The 20,420-nt window shown below is 37.0% G+C and carries 22 protein-coding genes and 1 tRNA gene; 16 read left to right on the top strand and 7 right to left on the bottom strand.

The window, feature by feature from the left end; translation table 11 throughout:
- From HPY60_04300 to HPY60_04275, 6 genes are read left to right on the top strand one after another with little or no spacing between them, the layout of a single operon-like run.
- Window positions 1-972: an oxidoreductase gene (locus tag HPY60_04300; protein NPV50403.1), complete on the top strand. Its 972-nt coding sequence runs from the start codon at window positions 1-3 to the stop codon at window positions 970-972.
- Complete coding sequence (locus HPY60_04295; GenBank protein NPV50402.1) at window positions 969-2,426, top strand: Ni/Fe hydrogenase subunit alpha; 1,458 nt, start codon at window positions 969-971, stop codon at window positions 2,424-2,426. The genes HPY60_04300 and HPY60_04295 overlap by 4 nt, the downstream gene beginning before the upstream one ends.
- Window positions 2,423-2,830: a heterodisulfide reductase gene (locus HPY60_04290; GenBank protein ID NPV50401.1), complete on the top strand. Its 408-nt coding sequence runs from the start codon at window positions 2,423-2,425 to the stop codon at window positions 2,828-2,830. Before HPY60_04295 ends, HPY60_04290 begins: the two co-directional genes overlap by 4 nt.
- Window positions 2,830-3,711, top strand: coding sequence for a CoB--CoM heterodisulfide reductase iron-sulfur subunit B family protein (locus tag HPY60_04285; GenBank protein ID NPV50400.1), 882 nt, complete (start codon window positions 2,830-2,832; stop codon window positions 3,709-3,711). Before HPY60_04290 ends, HPY60_04285 begins: the two co-directional genes overlap by 1 nt.
- 42 nt (window positions 3,712-3,753) lie before the next feature.
- Window positions 3,754-4,398, top strand: a complete 645-nt coding sequence (locus HPY60_04280; GenBank protein ID NPV50399.1) for a 4Fe-4S dicluster domain-containing protein — start codon at window positions 3,754-3,756, stop codon at window positions 4,396-4,398.
- An 8-nt stretch (window positions 4,399-4,406) separates the two neighbouring features.
- Window positions 4,407-6,056: an FAD-binding protein gene (locus HPY60_04275; GenBank protein ID NPV50398.1), complete on the top strand. Its 1,650-nt coding sequence runs from the start codon at window positions 4,407-4,409 to the stop codon at window positions 6,054-6,056.
- A 29-nt stretch (window positions 6,057-6,085) separates the two neighbouring features.
- On the opposite strand, the gene HPY60_04270 is transcribed toward HPY60_04275, so the two are convergent.
- From HPY60_04270 to HPY60_04260, 3 genes are all read right to left on the bottom strand, one after another.
- Window positions 6,086-7,372 (bottom strand): phenylacetate--CoA ligase, encoded by a 1,287-nt coding sequence (locus HPY60_04270; protein NPV50397.1) that lies wholly within the window; start codon window positions 7,370-7,372, stop codon window positions 6,086-6,088.
- Between the two features lie 217 nt (window positions 7,373-7,589).
- Complete coding sequence (locus HPY60_04265) at window positions 7,590-7,751, bottom strand: hypothetical protein (protein ID NPV50396.1); 162 nt, start codon at window positions 7,749-7,751, stop codon at window positions 7,590-7,592.
- 50 nt (window positions 7,752-7,801) lie between these two features.
- Entirely contained in the window at window positions 7,802-8,329 is a 528-nt protein-coding gene (locus HPY60_04260; protein ID NPV50395.1) for a hypothetical protein, read from the bottom strand.
- A 129-nt stretch (window positions 8,330-8,458) separates the two neighbouring features.
- On the opposite strand from HPY60_04260, the gene HPY60_04255 reads away from it, so the two are divergent.
- Window positions 8,459-8,941, top strand: coding sequence for a hypothetical protein (locus HPY60_04255; protein ID NPV50394.1), 483 nt, complete (start codon window positions 8,459-8,461; stop codon window positions 8,939-8,941).
- Window positions 8,942-8,958: 17 nt separating this feature from the next.
- A complete protein-coding gene (locus tag HPY60_04250; protein NPV50393.1) occupies window positions 8,959-9,435 on the top strand; it encodes a hypothetical protein in 477 nt (158 codons plus the stop codon).
- Here HPY60_04250 and hycI read toward each other — a convergent pair.
- Window positions 9,432-9,905, bottom strand: a complete 474-nt coding sequence (gene hycI / locus HPY60_04245) for a hydrogenase maturation peptidase HycI (protein NPV50392.1) — start codon at window positions 9,903-9,905, stop codon at window positions 9,432-9,434. The two genes, HPY60_04250 and hycI, sit on opposite strands and share 4 nt — an antisense overlap.
- Window positions 9,906-9,991: 86 nt before the next feature.
- Here hycI and HPY60_04240 point away from each other — a divergent pair, with 86 nt between their 5' ends.
- Genes HPY60_04240 through HPY60_04230 form a run of 3 tightly spaced genes read left to right on the top strand, consistent with a single transcriptional unit; the run spans window position 9,992 to window position 13,630 of the window.
- The gene (locus tag HPY60_04240) at window positions 9,992-11,236 is read left to right on the top strand and encodes a hypothetical protein (protein ID NPV50391.1); all 1,245 of its coding nucleotides are present in this window, start codon (window positions 9,992-9,994) and stop codon (window positions 11,234-11,236) included.
- 4 nt (window positions 11,237-11,240) lie between these two features.
- On the top strand, window positions 11,241-12,596 hold the full coding sequence (gene glmM, locus HPY60_04235) for a phosphoglucosamine mutase (GenBank protein ID NPV50390.1): 1,356 nt from the start codon (window positions 11,241-11,243) through the stop codon (window positions 12,594-12,596).
- Complete coding sequence (locus HPY60_04230; GenBank protein ID NPV50389.1) at window positions 12,590-13,630, top strand: DUF2117 domain-containing protein; 1,041 nt, start codon at window positions 12,590-12,592, stop codon at window positions 13,628-13,630. Before glmM ends, HPY60_04230 begins: the two co-directional genes overlap by 7 nt.
- Before the next feature lie 290 nt (window positions 13,631-13,920).
- On the opposite strand, the gene HPY60_04225 is transcribed toward HPY60_04230, so the two are convergent.
- Entirely contained in the window at window positions 13,921-14,715 is a 795-nt protein-coding gene (locus tag HPY60_04225) for an ATP-binding cassette domain-containing protein (protein NPV50388.1), read from the bottom strand.
- A 5-nt stretch (window positions 14,716-14,720) separates the two neighbouring features.
- Window positions 14,721-15,545, bottom strand: coding sequence for an ATP-binding cassette domain-containing protein (locus HPY60_04220; protein ID NPV50387.1), 825 nt, complete (start codon window positions 15,543-15,545; stop codon window positions 14,721-14,723).
- A gap of 66 nt (window positions 15,546-15,611) precedes the next feature.
- On the opposite strand from HPY60_04220, the gene HPY60_04215 reads away from it, so the two are divergent.
- From HPY60_04215 to HPY60_04195, 5 genes are all read left to right on the top strand, one after another.
- Window positions 15,612-16,511: a carbohydrate kinase family protein gene (locus HPY60_04215; GenBank protein NPV50386.1), complete on the top strand. Its 900-nt coding sequence runs from the start codon at window positions 15,612-15,614 to the stop codon at window positions 16,509-16,511.
- A complete protein-coding gene (locus tag HPY60_04210; GenBank protein ID NPV50385.1) occupies window positions 16,504-17,463 on the top strand; it encodes a ribose 1,5-bisphosphate isomerase in 960 nt (319 codons plus the stop codon). The genes HPY60_04215 and HPY60_04210 overlap by 8 nt, the downstream gene beginning before the upstream one ends.
- Window positions 17,464-17,496: 33 nt before the next feature.
- A tRNA-Thr gene (locus HPY60_04205) sits at window positions 17,497-17,571 on the top strand.
- 245 nt (window positions 17,572-17,816) lie between these two features.
- A complete protein-coding gene (locus HPY60_04200) occupies window positions 17,817-18,743 on the top strand; it encodes a hypothetical protein (GenBank protein NPV50384.1) in 927 nt (308 codons plus the stop codon).
- Between the two features lie 7 nt (window positions 18,744-18,750).
- Window positions 18,751-19,278 (top strand): hypothetical protein, encoded by a 528-nt coding sequence (locus HPY60_04195; protein ID NPV50383.1) that lies wholly within the window; start codon window positions 18,751-18,753, stop codon window positions 19,276-19,278.
- Window positions 19,279-19,427: 149 nt separating this feature from the next.
- Here the strand turns inward: HPY60_04195 and HPY60_04190 are convergent.
- Window positions 19,428-20,420 (bottom strand): hypothetical protein (locus tag HPY60_04190; protein NPV50382.1); only part of this gene is annotated, 993 nt, incomplete at its 5' end.

The raw sequence follows: 20,420 nt of genomic DNA, 5'->3' as shown, positions 1-20,420 counted from the left end.
ATGAGTAAAGCAAACATAGCATTTTACTGGGCTGCATCATGCGGTGGCTGCGAAATTGCTGTTTTAGATATCAATGAAAAGATACTAGATGTCATTGAAAAGGCAAACATATTGATGTGGCCTGTTGCGATGGACACAAAATATGAAGATCTAAAGAAGATGAAAGACAAATCCATAGATGTCTGCTTTTTTAATGGCGCCATAAGGACTAGTGAAAATGAAGAGCTTGCAAAGATACTTAGGAAAAAATCTAAGCTCCTTGTTGCATTCGGCTCATGCGCACATGAAGGCTGCATTCCCGCATTGGCAAATCTATTCAATAAAAAACTGATATTTGACAGGGCCTATCAGGAAACAGAAACAACTGTAAATAGTGAAAACACTCTACCCCTACCCTCCTTTGAAGTCAAGGAAGGAGAGATCCATATCCCAGAGTTTTATGACACTGTTAAAACTCTTGATCAAGTCGTAGATGTTGATTATTATATTCCCGGATGCCCTCCAACCCCAAATATAGTTGAGGAGGCATTTAATAAATTCTTGGCTGGTGACCTACCACCAAAGGGTGCAGTTTTGGCGCCTGTGAAGGCTTTGTGTGATGAGTGCCCGCGAAAAAAGAAAGATAAGATGATAGAAACAATATATAGAGTTTATGAAAAGGAAGCTGACCCAGAAAAATGCTTCCTTGATCAAGGCATTATCTGCATGGGCCCTGCAACTAGATCAGGATGTGGCCATCAATGCATCAAAGGTAACATGCCATGCACTGGATGTTTTGGTAAGACTCCGGAGGTAACAGACCAAGGTGCTAAGATGATATCTGCACTGGCATCTGTCTTGGCAGTTGAAAATGAATTAACGCTTGACGAGAAAAAGGTAGAAGAGCTTGTCTCAAAAATTAAGGATCCAGTTGGAACATTTTACCGGTATTCGCTTGCTTCATCCTTCATTAAGAGAAAGGTGATTAAATGAAAAGAGTTACAATAGACCCCATTACAAGGCTTGAGGGCCACGGCAAGATTGAGATATTTCTAAATGACGGTGGAAACGTTGAAAATGCTTATTTACAAATACCTGAACTTAGGGGATTTGAGAAGTTTAGCGAGGGAAGGCTTGCAGAGGACATGCCCCAGATTACTTCAAGAATTTGTGGTGTTTGTCCAGTGGCACATCACTTTGCCTCGACTAAAGCACTTGACGCTGCATTTAGTACAGAACCAACAGAAACTGCAAAAAAACTCAGAGAATTAATGTACTGTGGTTATGTTATATACGACCATATTCTTCACTTTTACTTCCTAGGCGGGCCTGATTTTGTCGTAGGCCCAGATGCCCCAAAGAGCGATAGGAACATTATAGGTGTCATTGGAAAAGTTGGAGTTGAAATTGGTAAGGAAGTAATTAAACATAGGGCCTATGGCCAGAAGATCACAAGGATTCTTGGAGGTAAACCAACTCACCCAGTATGCGGTCTTCCAGGTGGCGTTTCAAAAGGATTAATTGAAGAGGAAAGAAATGAAATTGAACAGATGGCCGAGTCATGTGTTAAGTTTTCAGAATTTACCTTAAACTTCTTCAAAGACACTGTTTTGAAAAATAAAACATACCTTGACCTAATCAAAAGTGAGGCCTATACCCTTGAAACTTACAATATGGGGCTAGTTGACAAGAATAATAGCTTGAACTTCTATGATGGAAAAATTAGGGTAAAAAGTCCAGATGATAAAGAGTTTGCCTGTTTTGAAGCAACTAAGTACGCCGATTATATAGAAGAGCATGTTGAGCCATGGACCTATATGAAGTATCCTTATCTAAAAGAGATTGGATGGAATGGTCTTACCGGTGGGGTCGATAGTGGAGTTTATCGTGTTGGTCCATTAGGAAGAATAAACGTTATCGATGGATTTACAACACCACTTGCAAATGAGGCATATAAAGAGCTAATTGAAACTCTGGGAAAACCAGTAAACTCTACCCTTGCATTCCACTGGGCAAGACTAATAGAGCTACTCTATGCTTCTGAAAAAGCATTAGAACTTAGTAGAGATAATGAGATTTTGAAACAGGATCTCAGGAACAAAGTCGGCCTTCCAAATGAAGGTGTAGGTGTAGTTGAAGCCGCTAGAGGAACACTATTCCATCATTACAAATTAACAGAGGATGCAAAAATTGAGAAAGCAAACATGATAGTTGCCACAACAAATAATGCTGGCGCCATTTGCATGTCTGTTAGGGACGCAGCAAAAGGCATGATCAAGAATGGAAAAGTAAACGATGGAATACTGAATAAGGTAGAGATGGCCTTTAGGGCCTATGATCCCTGTTTTGCATGCGCCACACACTGCCTCCCTGGAACATCGCCAATTGAAATATCTATCTACGATAAGAATAGAGAGCTTGTCAAGAGGCTTGGGAGGGGTATATAGTGGTTTTTACCGTTTCTGAGAAGGGATTGGAACTTAGAAAAACTGTTGAAGAGATATCGGGACAGAATATATTCCAGTGCTATCAGTGCGGTAAATGCTCAGCTACCTGTCCAGTCGTAGACAGTATGGACGTAGCACCTAACAAGATAATTAGATATGTTCAGATGGGGGACCTTGAAGTCCTTGACCAAAACACTTTTTGGGTATGTGCTGCATGTTTTACCTGTTCTGCAAGGTGCCCAAGAAGCGTTGATATAGCAAAGATAATGGAAGCTTTGAGAAACGTAATGCTTAGAAACAAACAGGACTTCATAAATATTTACTCAAAAGAGTTTATAGAGAAGATGATTGAAGAGATACCTCAGATGGCAATAGTTGCAGCGATTAAGAAGGGGGTATGGTAGTGGATTATCCATATTACCCTGGCTGCACACTAAAGACCACCGGTAAAAAAGATGAAGAAGCGGCATTAGAAGTTGCAAAGCTTCTGGGATTTGAGCTAAAGGAATTGCCCACTTGGACATGCTGCGGTGTTGTCTATAATCTCACCTCGGATGTAATGGCAGACCATCTATCTGCTACAAGAACTCTGATAAGGGCGCAGGAGATGGGAAGAGAACTTAAAACTAATAAGCTCGTGACTCTTTGCTCAATGTGTTACAATGTTTTAAAACAAGTCAATTTGATGTATAAAGACAACCCAGACAAACTATACAATGTCAATCTTTTCATGGATACCGAAGAGGACTACCTTGGCAATATTGAAGTTATGCATTTTTTGGAAGTTTTGTATAACGATATAGGTCTTGAGAAGATTAAGGATAAAGTAAAATTGCCTTTAAAAAATCTAAAAGTAGATCCTTATTATGGGTGCATGCTGCTAAGGCCTAAGACTATTGCATTTGATAGTCAGGACTCCCCTCATATAATGGGGGATATACTTTCAGCTCTTGGAGCAAAGGTCATTGAAAATCCTATGACAGTTGAGTGTTGTGGCGCTCATCAAATCATAACAAACAAAGAAGCAGTTCTCGATTGTGTTCAAAGGATAGTCTCTATTTCTCATAGTAAAGGGGCGGATGTAATCGTTACTCCATGTCCACTTTGCCAGTACAATCTGACTACGGCACAGAAGAGTTTATTTGAAAAAGGAAAAATAAATCAAAAGATCCCTGTTATTTATTTATCAGAACTGTTAAGGATTTCTCTTTCAGAGAATAATGAGAAGTTTTTGAAGGACTACATGTTTATTAAAGATAAAATAGAAGAAAGAGGGGGTTTATAGTTGGCTGAAAATAATAAGATCCCATTGGTAAGTGTATTTATCATGGGCAAGGAGTATAAAGTTCCATCAGGATTGACCCTGATGAAAGCCATGGAATATGCAGGCTATAGATATACAAGAGGTGCGGGTTGCAGAGCTGGATTTTGTGGGGCATGTGCGACTATTTATAGGTTGAAAAATGACTACAAATTAAAGTCTGCTCTAGCATGCCAGACTACAGTTGATGATGGTATGTACCTTGTTCAATTACCATTTACACCTGCTAACAAGAAAAAATATGATGTCGATAAACTAAACATAGCCCACAATGTACTTCTAAAAGAATACCCCGAGATTGCAAGATGTATAAGTTGTAACAGTTGTACCAAAGTTTGCCCCCAGGAGCTAAAGGTAATGGATTATGTTCAAGCATCTCTGAGGGGTGATATAGAAAAAGCAGCCACTCTATCGTTTGATTGTGTCCAGTGTGGGCTTTGCGCTTTTAGATGCCCTGCCGAAATCACTCAGTATCATGTTGGTCAGCTTGCAAGAAGACTAAATGGAAAATTCGTTGCCCCCAAATCAATCCATACCGAAGAAGCCGTTGCAAAGTTAAATAGTGGAGTTACAAAGGAAGAAATTTCCAAGTTAAAAGTTATGGGGCTCAATGAAATTAAGGAGCTTTACAAAAAAAGGGTGATTGAGTAGGTGGTTTGATGAAGCTTATTAAAGGTTATCCAGAATCTATGAGAGAGTCTATTGAAAAAGTTGAAAAAACAAGAGAAAAAAGATTGAAAGCTCAATACAAGCAGATGTCTCTTGAAGAAAGAGATGATGTTCTAAATAAATTTCACCCCGACTATAAACCTGAAGTCAAAAGAACACTTTCAGTAGGACCCTCAAAAGGCGAGATAGTTCCATTTGAGGTTGCCGATTTAATTGAATCATATCCTAGAATTTCTGAAAAAGATATTGACCTATCTAAAATTGATTATGATGTTGATCTTCTCATTATCGGAGGGGGTGGAGCAGGAACAATGGCTGGTATCTGGGCTACATATGAGGGCATTGATCCGGATGATATCTTGATGACAACAAAACTTAGACACGGCGACTCAAACTCAATTATGGCACAAGGAGGTATACAAGCAGCAGACAAACCAAATGACTCCCCTGAAATTCACTACCTTGATGTAATTGGTGGTGGGCACTTTGCAAATGATCCAGGTCTTGTGGAGGCATTGGTTTCTGATGGCCCAGCAGTGATTAAATGGTTTGAAGAAAAAGGGGTAATGTTTGACAAGCAAAAAGATGGAACAATGATTACTATCCATGGTGGAGGAACATCAAGAAAAAGAATGCACTCTGCTAAAGACTATACTGGCATGGAGCTACTTAGGGTCATTAGAGATGAATTCATAAACCTCTCAATTCCTGCAGTAGAGTTTTCACCGGCAATTGAACTTTTGATGGACGATAGGGGCCAAGTTGCAGGTGCGATTCTTTTCAATATCGAAACTCACCAGTATTACGTTGTAAGGGCTAAATCTACAGTCATGGCCACAGGCGGGTTTGGGAGACTTCACATCCAAGGATTCCCTACTACAAATCACTATGGTGCAACTGCAGATGGTCTTGCAATGGCATATAGGTGCGGTGCAAGGTTGAGGGATATGGACTCCGTACAATACCACCCTACTGGTGCAGCTTTCCCAGAACAGATAGTTGGACTACTTATAACTGAAAAAGTTAGGGGTCTTGGCGCACAACCCTTGAATAAAGACGGTGATATGTTTGTCCACCCATTGGAACCAAGAGATGTCGAAAGTGCCGCATTCATAAAAGAATGTTATGGGGTAAGCGGGGGTGTAGAAACACCTACGGGGATGCAAGGTATTTGGCTTGATTCACCAATGATTAACATGCTTAAGGGAGAAGGAGTTACTGAGAGAGAACTATCTGCCATGTACAGAATGTTTAAGAGATTTGATATAAATATGGTAGAAGATCCTATATTAGTATTTCCAACGCTTCACTACCAAAATGGGGGAATCGTTATCGATGCAAATGGGGCTACAGAAGTAAAGGGATTATTTGCAGGTGGAGAAGTAACTGGTGGTGTACATGGAAAGAATAGGCTTATGGGAAACTCTCTTCTTGACTACTCTGTCTTTGGCAGAAGGGCAGGAATCTCTGCAGCAAGGCATGCAAAGAAAGCCTCAGTTGGAAAGTTGACGCTCTCACACGTTACAAAATACTCTGAGCAATTGAAAAAAGCAGGAGTTCCAGAGAGTAGAAAATCGCCCATGATTCTTCCAGAATATAGGGGAAGCAATGTGCTGTCAAGAGCAATTGATATATTTTAAAAAATATTTATTTTATTAAAAATAAAATTTTATTTCCAGACGTTCTTTCTATTATCTTTAATTCTTTTTGCTTTGTGCGTTTCTCTTGGCAATGTACCGTCTTCATAAACTATTACTTTTGGAGTTATGCCTAAAACAGCTCTGAGGTCACGTTGTACTTCACTTTGTAATAGTTTTTGATCTCCTTTGTATTCACAACTACTTTCAATTTCAATAGTTAAGACGTCAAGGTGATTAACTCTATCTACTACAAGCCTGTATTCTCCAGAAAGCTTTTTGTTACCCCTTACTACTGGCTCGACACTTGAGGGCAATACATTAACTCCCTTTATTATGAGCATGTCGTCTGTTCTTCCACATATTCCCAATAGTCTCTTATGAGTTCTACCGCAAGAACATTTTTCATCTTCATAGGATACTAAGTCACCAGTCCTAAATCTTATCATGGGTCTTGCCATTTTCTTGACAGTTGTTAATACCATTTCTCCCTCTTCATGCTCACCGACTGGCTCACCAGTTTTTAAATCAAGAACTTCAACAATCATGTGGTCTTCTGCAAAGTGGAGGCCTGCCTTCTCCTCACATTCTCCAGCGCAAGCTCCAAATATATCAGAAAGACCGTAGTAATCATAAACATCAGCATCCCAAAGTTGCTCGATTCTCTTTTTTGTAGCCCCGATAGAGCCACCCGGCTCTCCTGCAACAAAGATTTTATTTATTGCCGTATCATGTGCCACATCAATACCTTGTTTTTCTGCAGTTTCACCAAGATACCAGGCATAGGATGGTGTTGTCCAAGTAATAGTTGGCTGGAACTGCATCATTATCCTAAGTAATCTTTCTGAGGGGATAGTTCCGGCATGAATACACAAGGCTCCAATCTTTTGAGCGCCCAAAACACATGGCCCTCCAACAAATAGAGACATATTCAATGCATGGCAGTATCTATCATTTTTTCTCATTCCTGACGAATAAAATAACCTTGCTTCAAAATCCATGAAGTCTTCAAAATCTTGAAAGGTGAAAGGGGAAGCCGTGGGCATCCCTGTAGAGCCACTTGAAACTGAGATGTATACTACGTCATCTTCAGATACTGCGGTCATCTTACCTAACGGAGGAGTAGCTTCTTGATCTTTTCGAATGTCGTCCTTTTTAATCGTTGGAAGTTTATCGAGGTCAGAAAGACTCTTGATATCCTCTGGGGATACTCCAGCGGCTCTAAAGCTATTTCTATAGAACTCACTATTGTTATACGCATGATTCAATATGTTTTTAAGATGTTTTAACTGGAATGCTTCCAGTTCATCCCTTTTCATCGTTTCTATCTTTTCATCCCAATATTGCAAATGTATCTACCCCGTTTTTTGGAGGAGAGAGCCCAAAGGGCAAATCCTGATGGAATCTTTTGGACATAAAGGAGGGTAATCATAATCGGAATATAATCTCTCCCCCATAAAATTTTTTATACCCTTCTTTATATATTTTTCGGTATTATAATAACTACTAGGAATAATATCTGTATTTATTCAAAGATTAGAACTCTTCCTGACATCGGGGGCACTTTATCAATACACATCCTGATGTTGCCATTGGGCATGTTTTGCATGAAATAACCCTTGAATACTGCTTTGAAAAGACAAAGCCACATTTAGGACATTTGACTATATCATTTGAAGTATTTTTCCAAGTAGCCATATTCTCACTTTCAAATTTTAGGTTAACCTTATTTTTAACCTTTTCTATCCCTATTTCATTTTAAAATGCCATTCACACCAAATGTTGTCCGGACGTTCATCTGGAGGGCATATCTTGCAGCATACGTCGATGTTTGGAGAGAAATTTTCAACAAAGATTTTTAGATAATTGAATCTTACATTTTTGCATGAAAACTCTGGGAATCCTTTTTCTTTCCTAGTTTTTTGTGTATGGCAATCAGTTATACGAAATACTAGTAGATCCTCCTTTAGTTCTATTTCTTTAGAGGGGTGGTCAAGGGCCCAGCTAGTTAATCTCAACGCCTTGCCAAGACCTTCAAGATTTGATTCAAGAGAAAACATTTGCTTTAGATATTTGGCTTCTATCTTTGCTATATACTCCCAGCACTTGACATCTATATCTGTTGCAGCCTCCACCCCAAATTTTTCTTCTATCTCCAAAAAGTAAAGCCCGTCAACTCTCCAGAGATTTTTGATATTAAATAGTAAAAGGTCAATTAGCTCCCATTCGTCAAGTGATGAAAGCATTTTCATGTCATCATTTCTAGTTATTTTCATTATTTCACCATCAGAAATTTTCGATATGTTTTGAAATTTAAATTTAAGTATTTGAGTTTAGTAAAATTTAAATAAATAGAAGTCGAAATATAAATAACCTTATTATCAACGAGGTAGAAAACAATGACTATGGAGAAGAAATTAAAATTCACCCAAGTGATTATGAATGCATGGCTTTATGGTGTTGAATCTACGGCCAATGTTTTTTTTGATAGACCAAAACTATTTTATAGAAAATGGGGGACCATATCTATTCGCCCGTTTATTGAGTCTTGGGGTGAGCTTGGCATGGAATTTGAAAAAGGATTGAGTCCATACAATACAGTTAAGATGTTTATTGATGCACTTGTCACAGCCCAATTCTTTAATCCTGATGATTTTGAATTCGGAGGCGATGATAAAAATTTTATCTTTAAAGCACTCCAATGCCCATACAAATCTCACTGTAATAAACTTATAGGGGAGCAAAAAGAGATAGCATGTCTTAGAGCAATAACCTTGTTGGGAGCTCTTGACTATAATATTGAAGGAGAATCTTTAAAGTATAAATATAATTTTGAATTCAATGAAAATGCACCATGCATGGTGACTTTCGAAAGATTTAAAGACTAAAACTCAAAGGTAATAATATGAAACTCCCGAAAGGGCACATAGTAAAAACATCCGTCAAATACAATATGAATGTAGATTCTCTTGAAGAATTTATTGGTCAAATCATTGATGATGTTGATGGATTTACAGGTTATATAAGAATACTCGCTGACAAAGGGGAGTATGAAGAAGAGATTAAAGCTATTGTTTCTGAAGGCACCTTATTGGGGGCAGAAAGGAAATTGATAAATTCTGGAACTATATTTTATGGTAATGAATGTGGACTAGAATCGCCTTTTGAATTCATTCGATGTGGAGTTTCAGTTGTAAGGCTAACCTTAAACGATATTGGGATTGTAAAGATATCCCATCCAGAATGCATTATCATTAAAGACTTAGAACCAGAAGAACTTCAAGAAATTAATCAACGAGATCAGTTGCTGAAAAAATATCGGATTAAAGAGATGAGTGATAATGAAATCACAAATCTTTTAGAAAAATTAAATGGAGACTAACTAATCTCCTTTTTTATGGCCTCGTATATATTGTCTGCAGCCTCTTTTACTTTTTCAGAGATATCGCTTCCAAAGTCAACTCTTTCTGCTTGTATCCCAAGAATGAATACATTAGAGCCAATTTCTTTTGAAAGATATTTACCAAGAACGGAAAGTGGCATCGAATGAGAAGAAAAAGGAACTCCAGTTACTTCATTTATTGTAATAATCTCTACCTCGCCGGCCATCTTTTCCATGAAAGCTGCATCTATAATAATAACATTTTTTGGTTTAAACTTTCGTAGATCTTGCGTGAAATTTTCTGGAACTAAATCTCCATTTATGCTAAGAAATGATTCATTGTTCAATAAGGCTAGTTTTTCAGAAAGATAAGGGCCGACCCCATCATCCCCTCTGAGGTCGCTTCCAACGCCAAGCACCGCCACTCTTGTTTTAAGAACTTCTTTAAGAAATAATTCTATATTCTGCATCTAATCTACGTCTTTAAGTTAATTGATTTTCTTTTTTAATCACAACTTTTAAATGTATATCCCTGGAAAAATATTAGAGGGATTATTTGGATAATATTTGCATATTTGAAGATTATACTTATGAGAATTTTTTACCCCTTACCTATTCCAGGCCCGTATTTGAATTAAGATGCGGTTTTAAAAATTTAAGGGAAAAAATAGAATTTTATTTTCCTGAAGCAAAAATTTACTTATTAATTAGAGATTATTTAAAATCCCTATTTTCAAATAATGGGCTTATTTTTGATAAATCTACTAAGGGGGATGTGCTTTTTGTTAATGGCAGGACGCTCATGAAAGAAAAGCCAGATATCAAAGAAGAAGGGATTTATTATTCTGGCAATGAAATTGCATTTATTTACATAAAAGAAAAATCTTTAGGTGCTTTAGATATCTCTGAATACAATGATATTGAGAGGCTAAAAAAAATAGGATTAAAAGAATTTAAGGTTCCCAATCTCAAGCTCTTAAAATACCCTTGGGATATAATAAAAGAAAATTGTAACGAAATTAAACGAGAATTTTTTTTATACTGTTCCACTGAAGATAATACAAATTTGGACATAGATATAATTGGAGACAAAAAACTTGTCTATATTGGAAAAGACGTTGAAGCTGAAAAGAATATTGTATTCGATGCAAGAAAGGGACCAATATACATAGGTGCTAATACAGATATTAGAGCTTTTTCTAGAATTGCCGGGCCAACTTATATTGGAGAAAAATGCCTTATCAAAAGCGGAAGGATACAGGAATGCTCAATTGGCAATGTGTGTAAAATTGGGGGCGAAATAGAAGAATCTATCTTCCATGGATACTCCAACAAGCAACACTATGGATTTGTTGGCCATTCTTATCTTGGAGAATGGGTGAATCTTGGGGCAGGGACCTCAAACAGTGATTTGAAAGATACATATGGCACTATAAAATACAAGATAGGAAAAAAAACAATTGATTCAGGGGAGCAATTTTTTGGATGTGTAGTTGGGGACAATGCTAAATCTTCTATTGGAACTATGATCTATACTGGAAAAAAGATTGGATTCGCCGCCCATATTCATGGCGTTATTTCCGAAGATGTTCCAAGTTTCTGCATGTGGGCAAAATCCCTTGGATCTATGCCCTCAGAACTATTTTTTGATTCATCTCTAAAAACGTACTCCAGAGCTGCAGAGAGGCGTGGAATAGTATTAACTAAAGATTATGAAGAATTAATGGAAAAGATATTTGAAATGACAAAAGAGGAAAGGAAAGCTTGTGGCGTTTCTACAAATAAATTTTCTTTAGGGTGAATAAATGGAAGTCATATTCGGTGTTTCAGGCCTCAGGGGGATAGTTGGAGGAGGTTTATCCCCAGAGCTCATATGTAGTTATGTTTCCTCATTTGCAAAAGAGATACCTACGGGCTCAGTAGTTATAGGCAATGATTCAAGGATGTCAGGAAATATGGTAAAGTGTGCAGTCATATCCTCTCTTGAATCTCTAGGATTTGATATAGTAGATATAGGAATTGCACCAACTCCAACTGTACAATATGTCACAAAGGTAAAAGGGGCTTCAGGCGGAATATCAATAACTGCAAGCCACAATCCAGAGAAATGGAACGGATTAAAGTTCATTGAAGGTAATGGAATCTTCTTTAACGAAAGAAAGATCAACGCTGTTAAAAAAAATTTAGAGGAAAAAAATTTTAAATTTCAATCTTATGATACACTTGGAAAAATAATAAAAGATCCCTCTGCAAAACAACTCCATATTGAATCTGTTCTTTCTAAGATCAATTTTGACTGTTTTAATAAAAATAGTTTCACAGTTGCAGTAGATGCATGCAACGCCGCCGGTTCAGAACTAATACCTACTTTTATAGAAAAACTTGGATTTAAACATGTTAAATTGAACTGTGATCCAAAAGCTTCTTTTCCAAGAAATCCAGAGCCACTGAAAGAAAATCTCGCTTATTTTTCAGATTTTATTCAGGAGAATAGAGAGATAGACATTGGATTTGCCCTAGATGGGGATGCAGATAGAGTTGCCATACTAGATGAAAACGGATGTTATATTGGGGAAGAGAATACGCTTGTACTTGCATCAAAATTCTTCATTCAATACTTAAATCCAAATAATAAAACTGTTGTAACTAATCTCTCTACCACTAGAGCTCTTGACGATACAGTTTCATCACTCGGAGGTAGGGTCCTAAGGTCTAAAGTTGGGGAGATAAACGTAGTTGAAGAAATGATTAGGGTCAATGCGTCAATTGGAGGCGAAGGAAATGGCGGAGTCATACTTCCAATGGTCCAATATGCAAGGGACTCCCTCTCCGCCATCTCTTTAATACTACTAGGATTATCAAAGTCAGAGAAATCTCTTTCCGCAATAGTTTCTGAACTCCCCAAGTATTATATGATAAAAGACAAAGTAAATATCTCAAGAGATTCATTTGAAAAAAATCTTTATTATATAAAAGAGTTCTTTAAAGGCAATCCCTATAATGATATAGATGGACTAAAATTCGATTTAGACGATTCATGGATACATATAAGGCCGTCAAATACAGAGCCTATTGTTAGGATAATAGCTGAATCAAAGAGTATAGATAAGGCAAAAAAACTAGTAGAAGAAACAAAGAATTTGATGAAAGTAGCATGTTAGCTTTATTATTCCATGGAATTGATATCTTTTATGATGAAGGAAGTAAAGATATTTTAGAAAAACTGAGTAGTATATACCCTACAAAATCCTATATTGTCGGGACTATGGGCATAACATCGCTATTTGATAGTGGGATAGATGGGGTTGAACTTGTTTTTAAAAGACCATCTGTTGCCATATCAGAGCTTAAGGGATTTGATTCAGTCTTACTTGTATTGAAAGCTAGATCTATTGAAACTGCCAGAACTTTTCTTGGAGCAATAGGGGAGAGAGCAACTTTCGATGGGGAGATTTTAGGCATTGACATAAAAACAAAAAAACTCTTCGAGGTCAAAAGAGGATTTTCAGATCTGAAGAAGAATTTGAATTTACTTGGATTCATTGAAGAACCTGTCGGTAAGGGAATAGAGATAACAAAAGAAGGCCAATACCTTGTTAGAAAAATAAGAGGATGCAATCCTGGAGAACTATTATTATTTAATGGACTTGTAGTTGGAAAGATTTTTGATAAGGATGTCAGGATATATGTCAGAAATAAGGAAATAGAAAGAATCCAAGGGGTAGAAATAAAAAAACATGGATTGGAAAAACTAAAGAAAGTTGATATCTTTTCTTTAAAGGTGGACAGTACCGATGGGTTTGAAACAAAAGATGCAGTAAAAATAAGAGATATTATGGGTGAAAATATCTTATTAATTAATCATGATGCATACTCTATATACCAAAACTTATCAAACATAGCGGGAGCTGTGACAGTCGGAGACGATACAACAAGAATTTCTGGGTACATCTTACAACGATTTGGAATTCCCATCATCGGAATTGTTGATGGAGATAAAGACGGAGTTATTAAAGGAGAGCATTTTTACAAGAGTTCAGTTCTTTTTGAAGTAGAGGGAGACGATATTTCTGGTGACAGAATTAAGTCACATTTTTTTAAAGGCCATACCATAATGAAATCAGATTTTGAGAAACTAAAAAAAGACATTGAAGAATATTTGGGTGAAGAAATAATAAGAAAAATTGAATACTAAAATATTATAAAAAAATAGATAATATTCTAGTATCTTACTTGTTTTTTATTTCTTTCTTTTTCTGCTTTATTATTACTGCGGCTGATACTGTGGCCAATATTGCACCTGCAGCAACATATCCAATAATTTTTCTCATGCACTTCACCTCCAGTGCTATAAATAAATTAGACATTATTGATTTATAAATCTTTCGATAGTAATAATAAATATTTTAATTAATGTAAATAATATTTTAAAATAATAAATATTGGTAACTAAAAATAATATTAATAAAAACTCAGTCAAGAATTCTATAAAGTTTCAATAATTCTCTTGTAAAGTGCATCTACTTTTACTTCTGGTTTTAATCCTAAAATCTTAGAGAATTTCATAATCTGTGGGGGTTCAAGGCTTGCCCTTGTTAAAAGTTCATCATTAGCAAATATTTCTTTTGGTGTACCGTCCCCAATTATCTGGCCATTCCCCATAATAACTACCCTTTCAGACAACTCTGACACAAGCCCCATGTCATGAGTAATCAATACAACAGTTACATTTTTCTTGTGGAGCTCCTTTACTACCTCTAAGATGCCTTGTATGGATAAAAGGTCAAGGCCAGTAGTAGGCTCATCTAGAACTAGAATTTGTGGCTCCATAACTACAACAGATGCAAGGGCCAATCTCTGCTTTTCTCCACCAGAAAGAGACAAAGGATGAGTATCCCTATATTTTGATAGTCTAGTTGTCTTTAAGACTTTATCAACTCTTGCCTCTATTTCGTCTTCCGGTATATTCAGATTCCTAGGGCCAAATGCAATCTCAGCAAATACAGTCTCTTCAAAGATCTGATTTTCAGGATTCTGGAAAAGATGACCAACTTTTCTTGAAAGCTCTGCAATCGATGAATTTTTCGTATTCTCACCAAGGATAAAGACTTTGCCTTTAGTTGGCCTCAATAATCCATTAAAATGCTTCGCCAGTGTAGTTTTACCGCTTCCATTCTGGCCTACTAGCGAAAGGAACTCTCCTTCCTTAACAGACAATGTAACTCCTTTTAATATCTCCTTTGATTCCGGATAGGCGAAATGTATACCTTCTATATCAATTGCATTCAAATGAAAAGCCTCCTTCCTTCCTCGACAGTTAGTGCTATGTCTTTTACATAGCCCCCTTCTTTTAGAAGATAAGTGAGGTAGCTTATGTCGGGGACCATAATCCCAAGCTCTCTTAGAAAGGGAACTTTTTCAAAAACTTGTCGTGGAGTTCCTTCCAAAACTATAGATCCTTTATCCATCACGACAACTCTATCGGATAACTCTGCTATTGGCTCTGTCCTATGCTCAACTAATACAATTGTCATTTTTTCCTTCTTGTGAAGTTCTTTTAGAACAGAAAATACTTCTGTCTTTCCGACTGGGTCAAGCTGACTTGTAGGCTCATCAAGAACAAGAATATTGGGCTTCATCGTAAGAGAAGCAGCTATGGCTATCCTCTGTTTCTGTCCACCAGAAAGATTGCCCGGGAACTCATCCCTTTTATCTTCCATATTCACAATTGATAGGGCCCAAGATATTCTCTCTTCAATTTCCTCTCTTGGCACAGCTAAATTTTCTGGCCCAAAGGCCAGTTCCTCTTCAACAGTCATTGCAAAAAGCTGGGATTCAGGATTTTGGAGGATCATACCTACCCTCCTTGAAAATTCACTTACCTCTCTATCCTTAGTATTTATTCCTTCTATAATGACATCTCCAGAAAAATCCCCCGTTATTGTTTTTGGTATTATACCATTTAGTGTGAGACAAAGTGTTGATTTACCACAGCCTGACGGGCCTATTATTGAGACAAACTCCCCCTTCTTTATATTAAGATGAATACCTTTTAGGACTTCTTCAGTCTGAGAGTGGTATTTGAAGTGGAGGTCTTTTATCTCAATCATTATAACAGATTTTCCAACAATCTTTATAAACTTTACATCAATTGAATTTGGAGAGGGGATTGACAGTTGAAAGATTTATTGTGCGTTGGAAATGTTAACATAGATACTATAATGGGGGTCGAGTCATTCCCAGTTGTTAATGGAGAATCTAAAATAGAAGGTCTTGAGATAAGATATGGGGGCTCTGCTTTCAATGTTTCAGTTAATAGCTCCATATTGGGATTATCTTGCGGGATTATAGCGGCTGTTGGAAATGATAGTGATGGGATAATAGGAACTCTAAAAAATTACAATGTTGATTATTCTAATCTTATCCTTCAAAATTCCCCTTCTGGAAGGATGTTTATCATAAACAAAGGAAACGATAGGATGTTTCTTTTTTATAAAGGCGCTAATGATAAGTTTGAAAAAAATATGATAAACTACCAATTTTTTAAGGAATATAGATTTGTTCATATCTCTCCCACAAAAATCGAAATAGCAGAACATGCAATAAATATCGCAAAAGAAAATGGAAACATTGTTAGTTTTGATCCGGGTGAGCAACTCTGTTATTCTCATTCTGATAATGTATTAAAGATGGTGAAAAATGTAGATTTTCTTTTTGTCAATAGACATGAACTTTCAGCTTTAGTAGGATCCAAAGACTTAGAAGACGGAGGGGAGTATCTAAAGAAGCGACGAGTCAAGAATGTTATTGTCAAGGCTGACAAAAATGGAGTTTATTATTTTGGTAAAAATTATATTCATGAAAAAGCATTTCCAGTGAAAGTTATTGACCCTACAGGTGCAGGAGATACATTTTCATCTGCTTTCATAAATAATTATATTAAGACCTCTGATATAAGAAGTTCGTTAAGATATGCAAACGCAGCAGCAAGTTTTTGTGTACAGAGCTATGGGGCCATATTAAAAGTTAAAAAAGAAGAGATTGAAAATTTATATAGGAGCAGGTTGGATGGATAAAAGAGTTATAGCTATTGCAGAGGATATAAAAGAGATGAAGATAAGAGGGGCTGCAAAAATAGGTAGAACTGTTGCAGAAGCCCTTAAGTTAGAGGCGGAAAGCTATAAAGGCAATGACCCCGATGGATTTGTTAAAGATATTAAGAAAACAGCCAGATTTCTTATTGCTACAAGACCAACTGCCGTTTCACTTGAAAATGCCCTTAGGTACGTCTTAGTTGAACTTGGGAAAGGATATAAGAACGGAGAAGATGTCGCATCTCTAAAAAAAATGATCTCAATAGCATCTGATGATTTTTGTGAAAATTCAAATCTTGCACTTGAAAGGATTGCCGAAATAGGCTCAAAGCGTATAAGAGACGGAGATGTTATCTTTACCCATTGCAATAGTTCAATGGCCCTTGGTATCATAAAGAAGGCTCATAGGGATGGGAAGAAGATCAAAGTGTATGCTGATGAGACAAGGCCAAGGCTTCAAGGGCTACTAACAGCAAAGGAATTACTAGATGAAGGTATAGATGTTACTTTAATTGTGGACTCGGCAGCTAGGATATTCATACGTGAGGCCGACCATGTTATTATTGGCGCAGATGCAGTAGCAGCAAATGGGGCTGTGGTCAATAAAGTGGGTACAGCAACGCTTGCATCAATAGCGCACGAAGCAAGAGTTAAGGTAATCGTTGCAGCAGAAACTTACAAATTTAATCCTCAGACTTATTGTGGAGAATTAATCGAAATTGAAGAAAGAGACATATTTGAAGTGATTTCAAAAGAAGATTATGAAAAACTAAAAGGACTTAAAGTCAATAATCCTGCATTTGATGTTACTCCTCCTGAGTACATAGATTTGATTATAACAGAAAAAGGATTAATAGCTCCTCAAGCAGCAATTTTAGTATTGAAGGAAACTTATGGATTGGGATTGTTTGAGAAGGAACCATGGGAGGATTAAATTTATAAATTGTTATAGTTCTTTTTAGATTGCGCCTCGGTGGCTCAGCCTGGCTAGAGCGGCTGACTTGTAATCAGCAAGTCGGGGGTTCAAATCCCCCCCGGGGCTTCCTATTTTAATTCGAAATCACTCGGCTTAGTATATAAATAAAAATGAAATTATTGCATTCTCTTCTTTTCCTAATGTAAATCAATTTGGCCTTATCTGTAACACCCTTAAATTTCTATTTAAGATATTTTACAAGTGTAAGCTTGAGGTATATAATTTATAAAGTATTTTAATTACAATATACTTGTAAGACCTCGATAATTATATAATTGTATAGAATTTAATCTCCTGGAGGCAAAATAAAGATGGTAGGCCCAGTAAATTTCAATACTTTTCCAGAAGAGGATTTCATAAAATTTGCCCTTGATTCTCTGATGGCCAATATTAGAGATGATAGTCAAAGGAAATACCTGACAAAGACAAGGCTTGTGAAATTCATAGTATTTATGGCTGAGAAATTGAACTATACTAATCTTACTTATGGCTGGTACAGACACGGATTTTTTTCTCCCGTGGCTGTAGAGATCTTGAATACCAAGCATGTTAACTCTTTATCCGATTATGTTAGCTCAGATATTAAGTCCAAACCTGAAGAGCGTTTAGCTATAGACAAAATCATTAACGACTACAAGGGCATATTCATGAAACCAAGGGAACAATTTTACGACTGGGTATACAAAAATAAATGCCCGAAGGAGTATAAGCCTCTGTATAAAAACAATATACAAACAGTGGAATTCATTAGTCAAGTAATAGATTCCATAAAAAAAGACAGTTATGATCCCTTGATCAATAACAAGATTGAGAATGTTATAACAGACTACTACACTTCGCTGCACCATGTGAAAGATGAAGAAATACTCCAGGCTTTTTGTGATTTTACAGATATATTTGAAAGCATGATGCTAGGCCTAAGAAATAATAAAAATAGATCCAAAGCATTTGTCTATCTGGGAAAGCTAAAAGAAATCCAGGATAGGCTTTATACATATTTGACACCGTACACCAATACACTGACGGGCCCAAAAAAAGAAGAGGAAATTAAAAGATTCACAGAGAAATCAAAATTAGAAGTAGTAAAAATAAGAAAAGAGCTGCAAGAACTTCAGTCAGATCTGATAAAAGAAAACCTATGGCCTTCATATGAGGAAATGCTTTCTTATACGGAAGAACTATCAAAAGATCTAAAGCCCGAGGAATTAAAAAAACTAGAGAGAATGATGCTATCGTAGGGTTGCTATGAACTTCTTTTGTGACTCTGGCGTTCCTATAGCATATGCCTATCCCAACGATAAATTTCACATTAATGCAAAAAAACATTTCCAGAAATTCCCCTTTTCTAGTTACAAATATTTTTACTCAAGAGAAGTAAGAATGGAATTTGAGAAAAAGAGGCTAGAGAGATTTAGTACCCCTGGCAGGGATGTCAGAACAATCAGATCAGTTCAGAAGACCGCCTTTGATTTCTTTTCACGTGCAGCTGAAAAGAATTTCCATGACGACAAGCTGTATAAGAATCTAGAAAAAGCCATACTTGATGAACTTGTAACGAAAACTGGAAAGAGCCCCCACAATCTTGAAAAGGATTCCAAAATCATTAGTAATTCAATTTTATGGTCCTTTAGAGAATCTCCTTCCAATCCAGCTTTTTTAACTGTGGACTATAACGATATTATAAAAAATGGGGAGTTCATACTCCAGGTGGCCTCTGGTCTAGTTGGCCACAAGATCATACTATTTTTTAGAGGGCTTTTTGAATCTAAGTGATAAGTATGCAATTGGCCTTAAAATTAGGGCCAATCTGATTTATGTAGGTTATGTAGGATATTGGCCATTTTCATAAAAACCCCTATACGAGGCGTAAAATTTTATATTTTCTAGGAAATGGGGTAAAACCTACATATCCTACATAGATTCTAGGTGTCTTCAATTATTGCTTCTTCCGGTGGATTAAATTCAATATACTCTTCATTTGACAGCCACTCGCGCTTGATGCCTATGTCCATGTATAGAACCCCTTCCATGGTTCTTTCCTTGTCATATCCCTTGTCCTTCATTATGCGCCCGAACTTCTGGATCTTAAACGTGGTAATCCCTTCAAGTTGTGAGAAGTTTTCATAGACGGTGTAGAGCTCAAAGCTCTTGACTTTGGAACCTTTCTCTATATAGCAGCACTTTTCAAGGAAAAATCCGACCGGATCGTTTTCTAGGTTTGCCTCAGTCGTTATGGCCCTAACTTTAGGAGGTATTGTTAGCTTCTTGTTTAGTTCAATGTCCTTTTTGTATTCAATCCATCCTTCATACATCCAGTTCAAAATTGCGCTTTTTACATTGGGGTCTGAAAGCTTGTATGGAAGCTCCTTGTCCTGCTTATCTTCAGGGATTGTAACGTCAAAATGCACAAATACCGTTCTTTTGATGAAGTTGGGCTCATGGCCAGAGTATTTGAGCTTGTGATTTCCCTCAAAAATAAGCTTACAGGTGGGGGTGTACTCCTCTTCCTTCTGATATAGATCGCGTGATGCGATCACATCCCCTCCAGTTATGCTTTTTATCAGGTTGTCATCGACCCTGTTGGCATCCTCCGGGACCTCATGGATAACGACCAAACGCTTGTTCTTCATTCTAATAATGTCGCTTCTTGCCTGGCCAGTCTGCAGCTTCTTTTTTTCAAATGTGGTAAATGGTGCAACTTGCGAATAGTCGCCAAGTACCCTTGTTATGGCTTCAGTGAATCTTGACTTCCCGTTATCCCTCTTGCCGTAGCAGCAGTAGTACCTCTGCTCGATTATTGCAGCATTTAGAGATAGCCCGCAGATCTTCTGCACAAATAGCCTTACATCCGCATCCGGCAGTATTGTTGATATGAAGCTGTCCCAGAGATCAGATCTTGCAGCAGGGTCATAGGT

Source organism: Methanofastidiosum sp. (genome assembly GCA_013178285.1).
Taxonomy (GTDB): Archaea; Methanobacteriota_B; Thermococci; order Methanofastidiosales; family Methanofastidiosaceae; genus Methanofastidiosum.
This window is presented reverse-complemented; position numbering and strand designations above follow the sequence as displayed.